The 14,079-nt window shown below is 63.3% G+C and carries 14 protein-coding genes; 13 read left to right on the top strand and 1 reads right to left on the bottom strand.

Annotated elements, in window-relative coordinates; translation table 11 throughout:
- The coding region (locus tag AC2FNY_RS15855) for an IS3 family transposase (protein WP_496803058.1) at window positions 1-892 on the top strand (892 nt) is incomplete at its 5' end.
- Window positions 893-1,165: 273 nt separating this feature from the next.
- Here AC2FNY_RS15855 and AC2FNY_RS15860 read toward each other — a convergent pair.
- A complete protein-coding gene (locus AC2FNY_RS15860; RefSeq protein WP_234167419.1) occupies window positions 1,166-2,269 on the bottom strand; it encodes a mandelate racemase/muconate lactonizing enzyme family protein in 1,104 nt (367 codons plus the stop codon).
- 119 nt (window positions 2,270-2,388) lie between these two features.
- On the opposite strand from AC2FNY_RS15860, the gene pdxR reads away from it, so the two are divergent.
- The 12 genes from pdxR (at window position 2,389) to rplB (ending at window position 14,079) form a co-directional block, all read left to right on the top strand.
- Window positions 2,389-3,864, top strand: coding sequence for a MocR-like pyridoxine biosynthesis transcription factor PdxR (gene pdxR, locus AC2FNY_RS15865; protein ID WP_496803059.1), 1,476 nt, complete (start codon window positions 2,389-2,391; stop codon window positions 3,862-3,864).
- Between the two features lie 179 nt (window positions 3,865-4,043).
- Window positions 4,044-5,297: an NAD(P)/FAD-dependent oxidoreductase gene (locus AC2FNY_RS15870; RefSeq protein ID WP_496803060.1), complete on the top strand. Its 1,254-nt coding sequence runs from the start codon at window positions 4,044-4,046 to the stop codon at window positions 5,295-5,297.
- Between the two features lie 195 nt (window positions 5,298-5,492).
- A complete protein-coding gene (locus tag AC2FNY_RS15875; RefSeq protein WP_496803061.1) occupies window positions 5,493-6,533 on the top strand; it encodes an ABC transporter substrate-binding protein in 1,041 nt (346 codons plus the stop codon).
- Window positions 6,534-6,609: 76 nt separating this feature from the next.
- Window positions 6,610-7,698 carry an ABC transporter ATP-binding protein gene (locus AC2FNY_RS15880; RefSeq protein ID WP_496803062.1) on the top strand — a complete coding sequence of 363 codons (1,089 nt, stop codon included), beginning with the start codon at window positions 6,610-6,612 and terminating at the stop codon, window positions 7,696-7,698.
- A 1-nt stretch (window position 7,699) separates the two neighbouring features.
- On the top strand, window positions 7,700-8,584 hold the full coding sequence (locus AC2FNY_RS15885; RefSeq protein ID WP_496803063.1) for an ABC transporter permease: 885 nt from the start codon (window positions 7,700-7,702) through the stop codon (window positions 8,582-8,584).
- Window positions 8,584-9,420 (top strand): ABC transporter permease, encoded by an 837-nt coding sequence (locus AC2FNY_RS15890; protein WP_234167411.1) that lies wholly within the window; start codon window positions 8,584-8,586, stop codon window positions 9,418-9,420. Before AC2FNY_RS15885 ends, AC2FNY_RS15890 begins: the two co-directional genes overlap by 1 nt.
- 41 nt (window positions 9,421-9,461) lie before the next feature.
- Entirely contained in the window at window positions 9,462-9,827 is a 366-nt protein-coding gene (locus tag AC2FNY_RS15895; protein WP_234140476.1) for a cupin domain-containing protein, read from the top strand.
- A gap of 29 nt (window positions 9,828-9,856) precedes the next feature.
- Window positions 9,857-11,482, top strand: coding sequence for a GMC family oxidoreductase (locus tag AC2FNY_RS15900; RefSeq protein ID WP_496803064.1), 1,626 nt, complete (start codon window positions 9,857-9,859; stop codon window positions 11,480-11,482).
- Between the two features lie 47 nt (window positions 11,483-11,529).
- A complete protein-coding gene (locus AC2FNY_RS15905; RefSeq protein WP_496803065.1) occupies window positions 11,530-11,736 on the top strand; it encodes a helix-turn-helix domain-containing protein in 207 nt (68 codons plus the stop codon).
- Window positions 11,737-11,962: 226 nt separating this feature from the next.
- Window positions 11,963-12,565: a hypothetical protein gene (locus AC2FNY_RS15910; RefSeq protein WP_496803066.1), complete on the top strand. Its 603-nt coding sequence runs from the start codon at window positions 11,963-11,965 to the stop codon at window positions 12,563-12,565.
- Window positions 12,565-12,696, top strand: a complete 132-nt coding sequence (locus AC2FNY_RS15915) for a hypothetical protein (RefSeq protein WP_275671296.1) — start codon at window positions 12,565-12,567, stop codon at window positions 12,694-12,696. The genes AC2FNY_RS15910 and AC2FNY_RS15915 overlap by 1 nt, the downstream gene beginning before the upstream one ends.
- 540 nt (window positions 12,697-13,236) lie before the next feature.
- Window positions 13,237-14,079, top strand: a complete 843-nt coding sequence (gene rplB, locus AC2FNY_RS15920) for a 50S ribosomal protein L2 (protein ID WP_496803067.1) — start codon at window positions 13,237-13,239, stop codon at window positions 14,077-14,079.

Below are 14,079 nucleotides of genomic sequence, written 5' to 3' on the forward strand. Positions count from 1 at the left end.
CATCCCCAGCAGCACCTACTACAACTGGTACGCCCGGTGGAGCGATGGCGGCCTCGACGGGCTTGCCGATCGTTCACCACGGCCAGCGTCGGTCTGGAACCGCATCCCGGATGCGGTTCGCGACGATGTTGTCGACTTTGCGCTGGAGCACGAAGACCTGACGCCGCGCGAACTGGCCGTCAAATACACCGATGAGAAACGCTATTTTGTCTCAGAATCCTCCGTCTATCGCATCCTCAGCGCTGAGGATCTGATCACCGCCCCTGCGCATGTGGTGATCCGGGCAGCGGATGAGTTCCGCGACAAGACCAGCCGTCCGAACGAGCTCTGGCAGACCGACTTCACCTATCTCAAGGTGATCGGCTGGGGTTGGTTCTATCTCAGCACAATCCTGGACGACTACAGCCGTTACATCATCGCGTGGAAACTGTGCACGACGATGAAGGCCAGCGATGTCACAGACACGCTGGACCTGGCGCTGGAGGCGTCCGGTTGCGATAGCGCGACGATCATTCAAAAGCCTCGGCTACTCAGCGACAACGGCTCGTCTTACCTTGCCTCTGATCTGGCCGAATACCTTGAGCAAAAGGGAATGGACCATGTTCGTGGCGCGCCGCATCACCCACAGACCCAAGGCAAGATCGAGCGCTGGCACCAAACGATCAAGAACCGGGTTCTGCTGGAAAATTACTTCCTGCCCGACGACCTGGAACGACAGATCGGCGCCTTCGTCGATCACTACAACAACCACCGATACCACGAGAGCCTGGCCAACCTGACACCCGCCGATGTCTATCACGGTCGAGGCGCGAAGATCCTGAAGATGAGAGAGGAGATCAAGAAACAGACAATCCGAAAACGCCGGTTGCAGCACCAAGCCGCTGCCGCCTAAACTCTGACAGAAAGCGAACCAGAGCCTCCGATACGAAACCGCTCATGATGTCCGGAAAACTCTGACGACGGACAATTTTTGATGGCTTCCAGTCGCGCCAGTTGATCCGCGACTGGATCACCTTTGACGATTCGTAATGAGCTGATTTGTCCCTTGATCAGAAAACACCGAAGGAGACATGCTGGATTGGTCGAGATCGCAAATTCGCGGCATGGTACCCAAGCAAGGCGCACCTTGGATATGCTGTGCCCTGTCCGAAAGGATGGGAGGACTTCACTCCGGCTCGGTCACCAGGTAATTCGACCGCGCCAGCCAATCCGGATTCACTTCGACGCCCCAGCCGGGGGCGTCTGTCACTGTTGCATGGCCATTTTCGATCCGGAAGGGGGTCGACGTGAAAAGACCGTCTTGCCAAGGATAGTAATCCAGCCCCTCGATGGAGAACTCCAGATATTTTCCTGCGTTCGGGATGGCGCGCAGCAGGTGCATGGTAAAAAGCGTCACCATCGACAGGTTGGCCGCGTGCGGGGTGATCGGCATCCCGGCGGCATGGGCCATGCGGGCCACGCGCAGGGTGCGCGACAGGCCACCCAGATAGCAGATATCGGGTTGCAGCACATCGACCACCCGGTCGGCGATCATAGTCTGCCAGCGCTCCATCATGCAATCCTGCTCGCCGCCGGTGACGTCGATGTCGAGCGTCTCGGTCACTTCGCGGGTCTGCGCGAATTCCCAGTAGGGGCAGGGTTCCTCATAATGCGAGATGCCGTGCTGTTCCAGCATCCGTCCCACCTCGATGGCGCGGGCGGGGGAGTAGCAGGAATTGGCATCGACCAGCAGCGCCACATCGTCGCCCATGGCGCGGCGCATGGTCGGCACGATCTCTTCGGTGCGGCCGGGCCATTCGTCCCGGTCACGGCCGACCTCGGCGCCGATGCGGAATTTGAAGGCGTCAAAGCCCAGTTCGTCGCGGAGGCGCGCAAGCCGCGCGGCCTCGTCCACCGGCGTGATGTCGCGTTTCATCGACGAGCCATAGGCGCGCACCGGTCCGGGCGTGCCGCCGATCAACTCGCAGACCGGTTTGCCCGCGCGCCGCCCGTGCATGTCCCAGAGCGCGGTGTCGACCCCGCCCATCGCCCGGCGCAGGTAGGAGCCGGGGAACTTGTGCTCGCGGTCGCGCACGATGTCGAGCATGGCGTCAATGTCGGTGCAGTCCATCCCAAGCGCGTAGGGTGCGACCTGCCGGTGCAGCACCTGTGCGGTGATGTCGGCGTAATAGGGCGCCACCTGTCCCCAGCCCTGCGCGCCGTCCTCGGCGGTGGCCCGGACGAAGCAGACGAATTCGGTGGAAAAGGTTTCGAGTTTGGCAAGCTTCATGTGGTTTTCCGGTTTTGGCCGGCCGGGGCGGACGGGCATTGCAAAAATGCTGGCGAAAAATCGGGCTGGCAGGTATATCCATTTCGACATTTTCGCCAGACCAATTAAGAGGGCTGCCCGTGAAACATGCCGCAGGCGCCTTGCTGTCCTCGATCCGGCTGGACCGGACGCTCAGGCGCAGTGTCAGCGTTCAGCTCTACATGGCGCTGCGCGACATGATCCTGTCAGGCGCCCTGCGCGCGGGTGAGCGGCTGCCGGCGACCCGGACGCTGGCCAAGGAGGTGGGCGTGTCGCGCACAACGGTGATCGACGCCATCGACCGGCTGGTGGCCGAAGGCATGCTGGTGTCGCGCATCGGGGCGGGGACATATGTCAGCGAAACACTGGAGGACCAGAGCGTAACCGCCCCCAGTCAGGGGGCGGTCAGTGCCGGTCGCGAGCCCAGGCTGTCTTATGTCATCAGCCACGCGCAGGGCGCCTATGCCCAGCGCGCGTGGTTGCCGCACAAGCCGCGCGCCTTTGTCACCGCGTTGCCCGCGCTCGATGCCTTTCCGATGGCGCATTGGGCACGGCTGTCGGCGCGGCACCTGCGGGGCGGGCGCGGCGACGTCATGGGCTATGGCCAGCCCAAGGGGCTGGCCGCGCTGCGCCGGGCGATTGCCACCCATCTGAGCGCGCTCAAGGGCATACGCTGTGACCCCGAGCAGGTGTTCATCACCTCGGGCGCGCAACATGCGTTTTCACTGATCGGGCGGCTCTTGCTCAATCCGGGCGACCGGGTCTGGATGGAGAATCCCGGCGCCTCGGGCGCGCGCAATGCGCTGTTGTCCGAAGGCGCCGAGCTGGTGCCGGTGGATGTGGATGCACAAGGCATGGTGGTGTCTGACGGGCTGGCCAAGGCGCCACACTTCCGGCTGGCCTTTGTCACGCCCTCGCACCAGCAGCCGCTGGGCCATGTCATGTCGCTGCCCCGGCGGCTGGAGCTGTTGCAGGCGGCCGAACAGGCGCAGGCTCTGATCATCGAGGACGATTATGACGGCGAGTTCTACTTTGGCAACGCGCCGCGCCCGGCGCTGCACAGTATCGACGCCAATGGGCGGGTTCTGTATGTCGGCACCTTCTCGAAATCGCTGTTTCCCTCGTTGCGACTGGGGTTCGTGCTGGTGCCCGAGCGGATGGTCGCGGCCTTTGATGGCATGTTCGACACCTGGGCCAGCGGGCCCTCGACCGCTACGCAGGCGATCGTGGCCGAGTTCATGGACGAGGGGCATTTCGCCACCCATATCCGGCTGATGCGCCAGCTGTACAAGGCGCGCTACGAGGCCTTGATGGAGGCCGCGCACGGTCTGCCTGAAAACATCCGCCTGCAAGAGACGACCAGCGGGTTTCACACGCCTGCATTTCTAGATGCGCGCGTGGACGAGGCCGAGGTGGTCGCGCAGGCCATGCAGCAGGGTGTCACGCTGGCACCGCTGCGGCGCTACTGCCTGACCCCGATTCCGCAATCCGGTCTCGTGTTCGGCTTTGGCTGCGCCACGCCCGAGGATATCGCAAGGGGGATGGGTATCCTGGGCGGGCTTTCTGCCCTGCGCTAGGATTGGTCTGAAAGTTTTGTCATATTGGATATGAATTGTGAGCCAATACTGGCCTAGCGTTTCAATCGGAGCCAGCGGGTGGGGGATGTCCTGCCCCGGCTGTAGGGAGCGTCGCGTTCAATCCAATGCCACTTTCGACCATCAGGCAGACGCCATTCTGGCACGATCAGCTCGGCGCCATGCCAGCCTTGCAAACGCAGCCATCGGCCAGGGTCGATGTGCTGATTGTCGGCGCGGGCTATACCGGGCTGAGTGCCGCGCTGACCACGGCGCGCGGCGGCCGCTCGACGCTGGTCGTCGATGCCGAGGATCCGGGATACGGGTGCAGCAGCCGCAATGGCGGCCAGATCAGCACCAGCGTGAAACCCTCGCTGGAAAAGCTGGCCGCGAAATTCGGGTTGGAGCGGGCGCGGGGCATCCGGGCCGAGGGTGCCAATGCGCTGCGTTGGATCGGCGAGTTCGTCGCGCGCGAAGGGCTTGACTGCGACTTCCGCCGGGCCGGGCGCTTTCACGCGGCGCATACGCCGGGCCATTACGAGGAGTTGACACGCGATGCCGAGAAGCTGCGCCAGCAGGAAGGCATCGAAAGCTTCGCCGTGCCGCGATCCGAACAACGCCGCCAGTTGGGCACGGATGCCTATTTCGGCGGCGTGGTGTTTTCTGCGCATTGCTCGCTGCATCCGGGCAAGTTTCACCGCGAATTGCTGCGTCTGGCCCTCGGGGCCGGGGCGCAGGTTGTGGGCCAGTGCCGGGTGCAGGGGATATCGCGCAACGGGTCGGGGTTCCGGGTCGAGACCGCCAAGGGCGTGGTCGAGGCGCGGGACGTGATCGTGGCCACCAATGGCTATACCACCGCATTGACGCCCTGGTTGCAGCGGCGGGTGATCCCGATCGGCAGCTATATCATCGCCACCGAGGAGCTGCCCGAGGCGACCATTGACGAACTGTTCCCCGGCGACCGGATCGCCAGCGATACCTGCAAGGTGGTCTATTACTATCGCGCCTCGCCCGACCGGCGGCGGGTGCTGTTCGGGGGGCGCGTCTCGGCCTCGGAAACCACGGCGCTGGCCGGGGCGGCCCGGCTGCGGCAGGACATGTGCCGTATCTTTCCCCAATTGGAAGACGTCGCGCTGAGCCATGCCTGGAGCGGGACTGTGGCATACAGTTTCGACGAACTGGCCCATACCGGGGTGCAGGACGGTATTCATTACGCCATGGGCTATTGCGGATCGGGCGTGTCGATGGCGCCCTATCTGGGGATGCGCGCGGGGCAAAAGGTGCTGGGCCTGGCCGAGGGACAAACCGCGTTCGACGGTCTGCCCTTTCCCACCCGGCCCCTCTATCGCGGCAAGCCCTGGTTCCTGCCCGCGGCGGTGGCCTGGTATCGCTGGAAGGATCAACGACAGTTTCGAAAGGCTTTGCGCATGACCTGAACGGGCCGGGCAGGACGGCACCGCCAGCCTGACCCGGTATTAACGGATCGAAACCAAGGTTTAGGATTCGAAATTTCATTTGTCCCGCTGGTGCCCGCACTATCGCGACAGGTGGAACACGACTTGGGCGCCTTGCCCGCTGCCTGCCGATCTGGACGGGGCAGGACCCGGAAAACCACCAAAGGGAGGAAACCAATGAAAACGAGAACAATTCTGACGATCTCTGCCGCAGTCTTGGCGACGGGCGCATTTGCGCAGGGCAAGAGCGTGACCATCGCGTCCTGGGGCGGCTCGTATCAGGAGGCGCAAAGCAAGGCGCTGTTCGAACCCGCCGCCGCCAATACCGGTATCGAGGTCAAGCAGGAGACCTATGGCGGCATGTCCGATGTGCGACTTCAGGTCAGCTCGGGGCAGGTGACGCTGGATATCGTGGCCAGCGGTTCCGGTTCTGCGGCACGGGCTGCGGCCGAGGGGCTGCTGGAGAAGCTAGACTATAACGTGATCGACGTCTCGACCTTCTATCCCGGTCTTTACAACGATTACTGCATCGGCGGCGATGTGTTCTCGACCGTCTATGCCTGGAACACCAACACCTATGGCGAGAACGGACCGCAGAGCTGGGCCGATTTCTGGGATGTCGAGAAGTTCCCCGGCTCGCGCGCCTATCGCGGCAAGGTGGCGGGCGCGCTGGAGGGCGCGCTGATGGCCGATGGCGTGGCGCCTGCCGATGTCTATAGCGTGCTCGACAGCGAAGAGGGGATTGAACGGGCGATCGACAAGATCCGCGAGTTGAAGCCGCATATCTCGGTGTTCTGGACATCCGGCGCACAGCATGCGCAGCTGATGAAGGATGGCGAGGTCGATATGACCACCGGCTGGAACGGCCGGTTTGACAATGCCAAGAAGGACGGCGCCAAGGTAGCCTATAGCTTCAACCAGGCGCTGCTCGACTACGACTGTTTCGCGGTGCCCAAGGGCGCGCCGAACCGCGATACGGCGATGGAATTCCTCAACGAGATTTCCAAACCCGAGTACCAGGACGATCTGCCGAAATACATCACCTATGGGCCGACCAACAAGGCGGCCTATGAGACCGGCGTGATCACCGCCGACGTGGCGGCGGGCCTGCCTTCGTCGCCCGAAAACGCGGCGATGCAGCTGCCGGTCTCGCTGGACTGGTACGCCAAGTGGGAGACCATCGCGGCCGAGATGTATCAGGAAATGCTGACCGAGTGAGGCGGGTTTCCAGCCATTCAAGGGCGGGCGCTGCGGCGCCCGCTTGTTTCTCGAACGAAGATTGCGAGGGTTTGTCTTGACCTCCAGAACCAACGAAGCCCTGCCGATCTCGGTCAAGAACGTGACCAAGACCTATGGCCCGGTGCATGCGCTCAATGATGTCTCGCTAGAGGTGCAAAGCGGTGAGTTCCTGACGCTTCTGGGCCCGTCGGGGTCGGGCAAGACGACGCTGTTGATGGTGCTGGCGGGGTTCACCCGGCCCGATTGCGGCAGTCTGAAATTCGGCGACCGCGAGGTGATCCGCACGCCGCCGCATCTGCGCGATGTGGGGATGACATTCCAAAGCTATGCGCTGTTCCCGCATATGACGGTGGCAGGCAACGTGGGGTACCCGCTGAAGCTGCGCAAGGTGCCCAAGCCCGAGATCGCCGCCCGCGTCGAGGCGGCGCTGGACACGGTGCAACTGGGGGGCTTTGGCGACCGGCGGATCGACCAGCTGTCGGGCGGCCAGCGCCAGCGCGTCGCGGTGGCCCGCGCCATCGTGTTCGAACCGCGCATCCTGCTGATGGACGAGCCACTGTCGGCGCTGGACAAGAAGCTGCGCGACCAGATGCAGATCGAATTGCGGCACCTGCATGAGAAACTGGGCATGACCACGGTCTATGTCACCCATGACCAGCGCGAGGCGCTGACCATGTCGGACAGGATCGCGGTGGTGAACCATGGGCGGATCATGCAACTGGCCACGCCGCGCGACCTGTACGAGCGGCCCGCCAACCGCTTCGTGGCCGATTTCATCGGTGAATCCACCTTTCTGCCGGTGTCGCGCCAGGGTGACACGGTGCTGTTCGACGGAACGCCCCTGTTGCATGACAGCCCGCCGCCCGAGGCGGCCAGCCTGCTGTTGATGATCCGCCCGGAACGGGTGGTGCTGTCGCGCGAGGGGCCGCGCGAGGGGGCCAACAACTTTGCCGCCATGGCGACCGAGGTGGTCTATCAGGGCGACAGTTTCCTGCTGCATGCGGCGCTGGCCGATGGCGCGCAGATCGTGTTGCGCGGCGCCATGCGGGGCGCCAATGTCACCGCCCTGCCTGCGGTGGGCGAGGCGCTGACCCTGTGCCTGGCACCCGAGGATACGGTGCTGATCGACGGAAGCGAGGCCTAGGATGGAGGTGGTACGCACCAACGAGGCGGGGCTGAGGCGGGACGAATGGCTGGAACGGCTCAGGCTCTTTGGCCTCGGCTCGCCCGCGATCCTGCTGATCCTTGTCATTCTGGTGATCCCGGTGGGCTGGCTGTTCTATGTCTCGTTCATCGGGGCGGATGGCACGTTCTCGCTGGAAAATTACGAGCGGATGCTGAAGCGGAAATCCTATGCCCGCATCTTTCAGACCACGTTCGAGGTCAGTTTCCTGACCACCGGCCTTTGTATCCTGATCGGCTATCCGCTGGCCTATTTCATCGCGGGCCTGCCCAATCGGATCGCCAACCTGTGCTTGATCACGGTGCTGCTGCCGTTCTGGACCTCGCTTCTGGTGCGCACCTATGCCTGGCTGGTGCTGCTGCAAAAGCGCGGGCTGGTCAATGAATGGGCGATCTCGCTGGGGCTGTGGGACGAACCCATCAAGATTGTCCACAACATGACCGGTACCCTGATCGGCATGGTGCATATCATGCTGCCCTTCCTGATCCTGCCGGTCTATGGCGCGATGAAGGCGATTGACCGCGACCTGATGAAGGCGGCCTCGAACCTGGGTGCCAGCCCGCGCCGGGCGTTCTGGACGGTGTTCTTTCCGCTGACGCTGCCGGGCCTCTTTGCGGGGTCGCTGATGGTGTTCATCCTGTGCCTTGGGTTCTTTGTCACCCCGGCGGTGCTGGGCGGCGGCAAGGTGATCATGGTATCGATGAAGATCGTGTCCAATATCGAGCTGTTCGTGAACTGGGGGGCGGCCAGCGCGTTGGGAGTTGTGCTCCTGGTATCGACCATGGTGATCCTGTGGATCGCCTCGCGTTTCCTGAACCTTGAGAAGATGACCGGGGGAGGGCACTGATGCTGCGCTGGTTCCAAAGCCCCGCGACCGAGACCCAGATCACCCATGGCCAGCGCCTGTGGCTCTACGTCATTGCGGTGATCACCATGGTGCTATTGGTGACACCCACGCTGATCGTCGTGCCGATGTCATTCTCGGACAGCCAGTATCTGGAGTTTCCGCCCGAGACCTGGTCGACGCGCTGGTACGACCATTACTTCGGCTCGCCCGAGTGGATGCTGGCAACGCGCACCTCGTTCAAGGCGGCGTTCCTGACGATGCTGGTGGCGACACCGATTGGCGTGCTGGCGGCTTATGGCCTGCATTGCTCGAAAATCCGGTTTGTCCGCGCGGCTTTCGTGCTGATGATCACGCCGATGATGGTGCCGGTGGTGCTGGTCGCGATCGGGGCCTTCTACGCCTATGTGCAGCTTCAGATCCTCTACACGATCACCGGGCTGGTGCTGGCGCATACGGTGCTGGCACTGCCGCTGGTGGTGATCGTCACCGGCTCGGCGCTGAAAAGCTTCGACATGAGCCAGGAGGAGGCCGCCCGCAGCCTGGGCGCACCGCGGTGGAAGGCGTTTCTGACTGTGACGCTGCCGCAGATCCGCTTTGCCGTGGTGACGAGCGCGCTCTTGTCCTTTCTCACCTCGTTTGACGAGGTGGTGGTGGCGATGTTCGTCTCGGGCGGCGACAACCCGACCCTGACGCGCAACATGTTCAACGCGCTGCGCGACCAGATCGATCCGACCATCGCCTCGATCTCGACCATCATGATCCTGGTGACGACGGGGATGATGGTGCTGGCGCAGCTGTTTGGACAACAGAAGAAATCAACGAAACCAAGCGAGTGATGCCCGGGTTCGGGCATTCCCCCCTGATCGAGAGAGCTGCCATGATCGACCTGCAAACATTCGCCGACCTTGCCTCGGTACCGCTGGGCGCCTTTGCCGACAAGCCCACCAGCCTGACCAAGGGTCAGACCGAGGCCTCGACTGTGTTGTGGACGTCGGCCGATGGCGGCACCATGATCGGGGTCTGGGAGTGCACGCCGGGCCGGTTTACCGCAGACCGCACCGGGGGCGGCGAATATTGTCATATCCTGTCCGGACGGGCGACTGTGACAAATGCCGATGGTAGTGGCAGCCGCGACATCGGGCCGGGCGACCTTCTGGTGCTTCCGCAGGGCTGGACCGGTCAATGGGAGATACATGACCACATGCGCAAACTTTTTGTCATCAGCGCGGCACCTGCGACCTAGATGCTCGGCAACAGGGGGCGGTGCCCGCCATGAGCGAATATGACTTCATAATCGTGGGTGCGGGGTCGGCCGGCTGCGTGCTGGCCAACCGGCTGAGCGAGAACGGCCGGCACACGGTGTTGCTGCTGGAGGCGGGGGGCAGCGATCTGAACTTCTGGATCTGGATGCCGATCGGCTATGGCAAGACCTTTTACCGGCCCAGCGTCAACTGGATGTACCATACCGAACCCGATGCGGCGCTGAACGGGCGGGTCAGCTATTGGCCGCGCGGCAAGGTGCTGGGTGGGTCAAGCTCGATCAACGCGATGGTCTATATCCGGGGACAGGCACAGGATTTCGACGCGTGGCAGGCGATGGGCAATCCGGGTTGGGGCTGGGACGATGTGCTGCCCTATTTCCGGCGGTCCGAGACCAACGACCGGGGTGGAGACGCCTTTCGCGGCGACAATGGTCCGCTGCATGTGGCGACCATGGACCGGGATCTGCACCCGCTCTGCCGGGATTTCATCGCTGCGGGCGGAGAGCTTCAATTTCCGCACAACCCCGATTTCAACGGCGCCACGCAAGAGGGGGTGGGCACCTATCAGAACACCGCCAAGGGGGGCATGCGGATGTCGGCGGCGCGGGCCTATCTGCGCCCCGTTTTGCGACGCGCGAACCTGCGTGTCGAGACGAGGGCGCTGGCCGAACGGGTGCTGTTCGAGGGCAGGCGCGCGGCGGGTATTTCCTATCGCCGGAACGGGCAGGTCAAGACCGTGCGCGCCCGGCGCGAAGTGATCCTGTCGGGCGGTGCGATCAACTCTCCGCAATTGCTGCAACTCTCCGGCATCGGCCCCGCCCGCCTGTTGCGGGGCAAGGGCATAGAGGTGGTGCATGCGCTGGACGGGGTGGGGCGGAATTTGCAGGATCATCTCTGTATCGACCATCTCTACCGCTCGCGCGTGCCGACGCTGAACACCCAGCTGCACCCGTGGTATGGCAAGCTGTGGCACGGGCTGCGCTATGTGCTGACACGGCGCGGGCCGCTGTCGCTGGGCGTCAACCAGGCGGGTGGCTTCGTGCGCTCGCGTCCCGGTTTGGATCGTCCGAACATGCAGCTGTTCTTTTCGCCGGTCAGCTATACCAAGGCGCCGCCGGGCAAGCGGCCGCTGATGAACCCCGACCCGTTCCCCGGCTTCCTGCTCAGCGCCCAGCCGACCCGACCCACCAGCCGGGGGCATCTGGAGATCCGCTCCTCGGACCCGAAAGAGCCACCGGCGATCCACCCCAATTACCTCTCCACCGAGATCGACATGCAGGAGATTCTCGAAGGTACGCGGCTGCTGCGGCGGCTGGCCGAGGCCCCGGCGCTTGCCCGGCTGATCGAGGCCGAGATGCTGCCCGGTGCGGATGTTCGTTCCGATGACGATCTGATCGCCGACATCCGGCAGCGGGCCGGAACCGTGTTCCACCCGGTCAGCACCTGCCGGATGGGGCCGGACGTGGCGCGGGACGTGGTGGACGCACGCCTGCGGGTGCATGGCATCAGCGGGCTGCGGGTGGTCGATGCCTCGATCTTTCCTACGCTGACCTCCGGCAATACCAATGCCCCGGCGATCATGGTGGGCGAAAAGGGCGCCGACATGATCCTGGAAGATTGCGGTGCAGGCGGGTAAATCTTGCTGCAATGTAACAAAATGATAATCTGCCTGTCCCCTGATGTTTGGTTTCTTTTAGTCTCGCCATACATCTGAAGCTGCGCCATCTCGAAGTCTTTCATGCCGTGATGGAAGAGGGATCCGTCTCGAAGGCGGCGGATCGGCTGCACCTGACCCAGCCCGCCATCAGCATCGCGCTCTCGCGGCTCGAGGATATGCTGGGCTTTCCCCTGTTCCATCGATCCAAGGTCCTTTTTGCCCGCCCCCCATAGGCGTATCTGCTGTATATGGATGCGGAACCGTCGATCCTTGCGGTCGAGCAGTTTGCTAACCGGGCGCGCCTGATCAGGCAGGGCGGGGCCGGGCTGTCGGTGCCCGCGTGGGGCTTTGTCCCACTGATCTGCGACAAGACGGCGGCTCGGGCCATGTTGCCGATTAGCGGCCCGGTATAAGCCGGGTAAATCGCTCGTTTCCAATTCGGAATGTCCCGATCCAGAGATGCGCCGCCTTATCGGCGATCGGGTCTGCGCGGCTGGCGCCGCGCTCTGCGGCCCCAACAGCATGGGGTTTCATAACTTCAGTTGTGCGCTGCGGGTGACTCCGTTTCCGGTACCGCTGAACCCGAAACCGGGGGGGTATTGCGCAATCGGGCTCGATCCTTGGGCGTTGATGAACAACGACCGGCGGCTGCGGTTTTCGCCGGCGGTCAGCACCGGCTCCGAGACGGTGACCACCACCGCCGACTACCCGCGCTGGATGGTCGACCAGCCGGAAACCCGCGTGGTCGGCCTGTTCCTCGAAACCGTGCACGACCCGGAGGGAGTTGTCGCCGCGATGGAGGAGGTGGCCACCCGCGACATTGCGGCGGCGATCCTCAAGGCTGGGCGCTCGGCCCTGAGTGCACGCATGGCGAGCTCGCATACGGGCGCGCCGGTGGGCGACGATGCCCTGTTCCGCGCGCTGGTGCGGCGGCTGGGCGGTTATATGGCGGGGTCGATCGACGAGGTGGCGGCGATGCTGGCGCAATTTGCGCTGGGTTGGGGGGAGCATCCGCTCCGGGCATCGCCTCGATCCACAATTCCGGTTGCGAGCTCGAATTAATGGCTGACATGGCAGACGATCACCGCCTTGACTATGCCGAGCTGTCGCCCGGCACCATGGCGGCGGTTCAGGCGGTGCTCGAACCCGGTATCGCGGCAGAGAACCCGCTTGACGCCTGGGGTACGGGGTAGGGCGTGCGCGAGACCTATACGCGCTCTCTCGCCACGATCATAGCGGACGAGCGCGTGGGCACCGGATCATACGTGCTGAATTGGAGCGGTAGTTACTATCTGCACGAGATGCACGCCCAGGCCCTGGCTAAAGCCTTCGGCCAGACTGGCAAGCCGTTGGCGGCTGTCTCGAATTTTTACGCAGCGATGACGCGGTCCTGGCCGAGCGTTTCTCCAGTTGCTATGGTGAGCTTGACAGCAAGCGACATTGGATCTGGGCGATGGCTGAGTTCTAACTGCCAAAGTCAGTTCTTCAGCGTCCCGTTGGGAAAGTAGATTTGACACTTTGGCGCTGAAAGCGTCACCGCCTTATTTTCTTGGTTCTCTATAGACAATCATTTGCTGCCTTGTTACATGCTCCCAATCTTGCGCCCTGGGATTCGTCCCGGGGCTCGTGATTTTTGCAGCCGGGGACCTTCGGGGCCCTATACAATGGGCACCTACGGGGGCCTCAATACATAGGCGGGGCAACCCGCCGTTGCTAAACGGAAGACAGAAAGCATGGCACTCAAGTCGTATAAGCCGACGACGCCGGGCCAGCGCGGGCTGGTGCTGATCGACCGTTCGGAGCTTTGGAAAGGACGTCCGGTCAAGTCTCTCACTGAGGGTCTTACTAAATCGGGCGGTCGGAACAACACCGGACGGATCACCTCGCGTCGCCGCGGTGGTGGGGCAAAACGCCTCTACCGGATCGTTGACTTCAAACGGAACAAATTCGATGTGGCGGCCACCGTCGAGCGGATCGAGTACGATCCGAACCGGACCGCGTTTATCGCACTGATCAAATACGAAGACGGCGAGCAGGCCTATATCCTGGCCGCGCAGCGTCTGGCGGTCGGTGACAAGGTCGTGGCATCCGCCAAGGCCGACATCAAGCCGGGTAACGCGATGCCCTTCTCGGGCATGCCGATCGGTACCATCGTGCACAACATCGAGATGAAGCCCGGCAAGGGCGGTCAGATCGCACGTGCCGCCGGCACCTACGCCCAGTTCGTGGGCCGTGATGGCGGCTACGCTCAGATCCGTCTGAGCTCGGGCGAACTGCGCATGGTGCGTCAGGAATGCATGGCCACCGTCGGTGCCGTGTCGAACCCCGACAACAGCAACCAGAACTACGGCAAGGCCGGCCGCATGCGGCACAAGGGCATCCGTCCGTCGGTTCGCGGTGTCGCAATGAACCCGATCGACCACCCCCATGGTGGTGGTGAGGGTCGCACCTCGGGTGGCCGTACGCCGGTGACCCCGTGGGGCAAGGACACCAAGGGTACCCGTACCCGCAACAAGAACAAAGCGTCGCAAAAGCTGATCATTCGCTCGCGTCACGCCAAGAAGAAAGGGCGTTAA

The organism is Ruegeria sp. BHSC223, assembly GCF_059613025.1.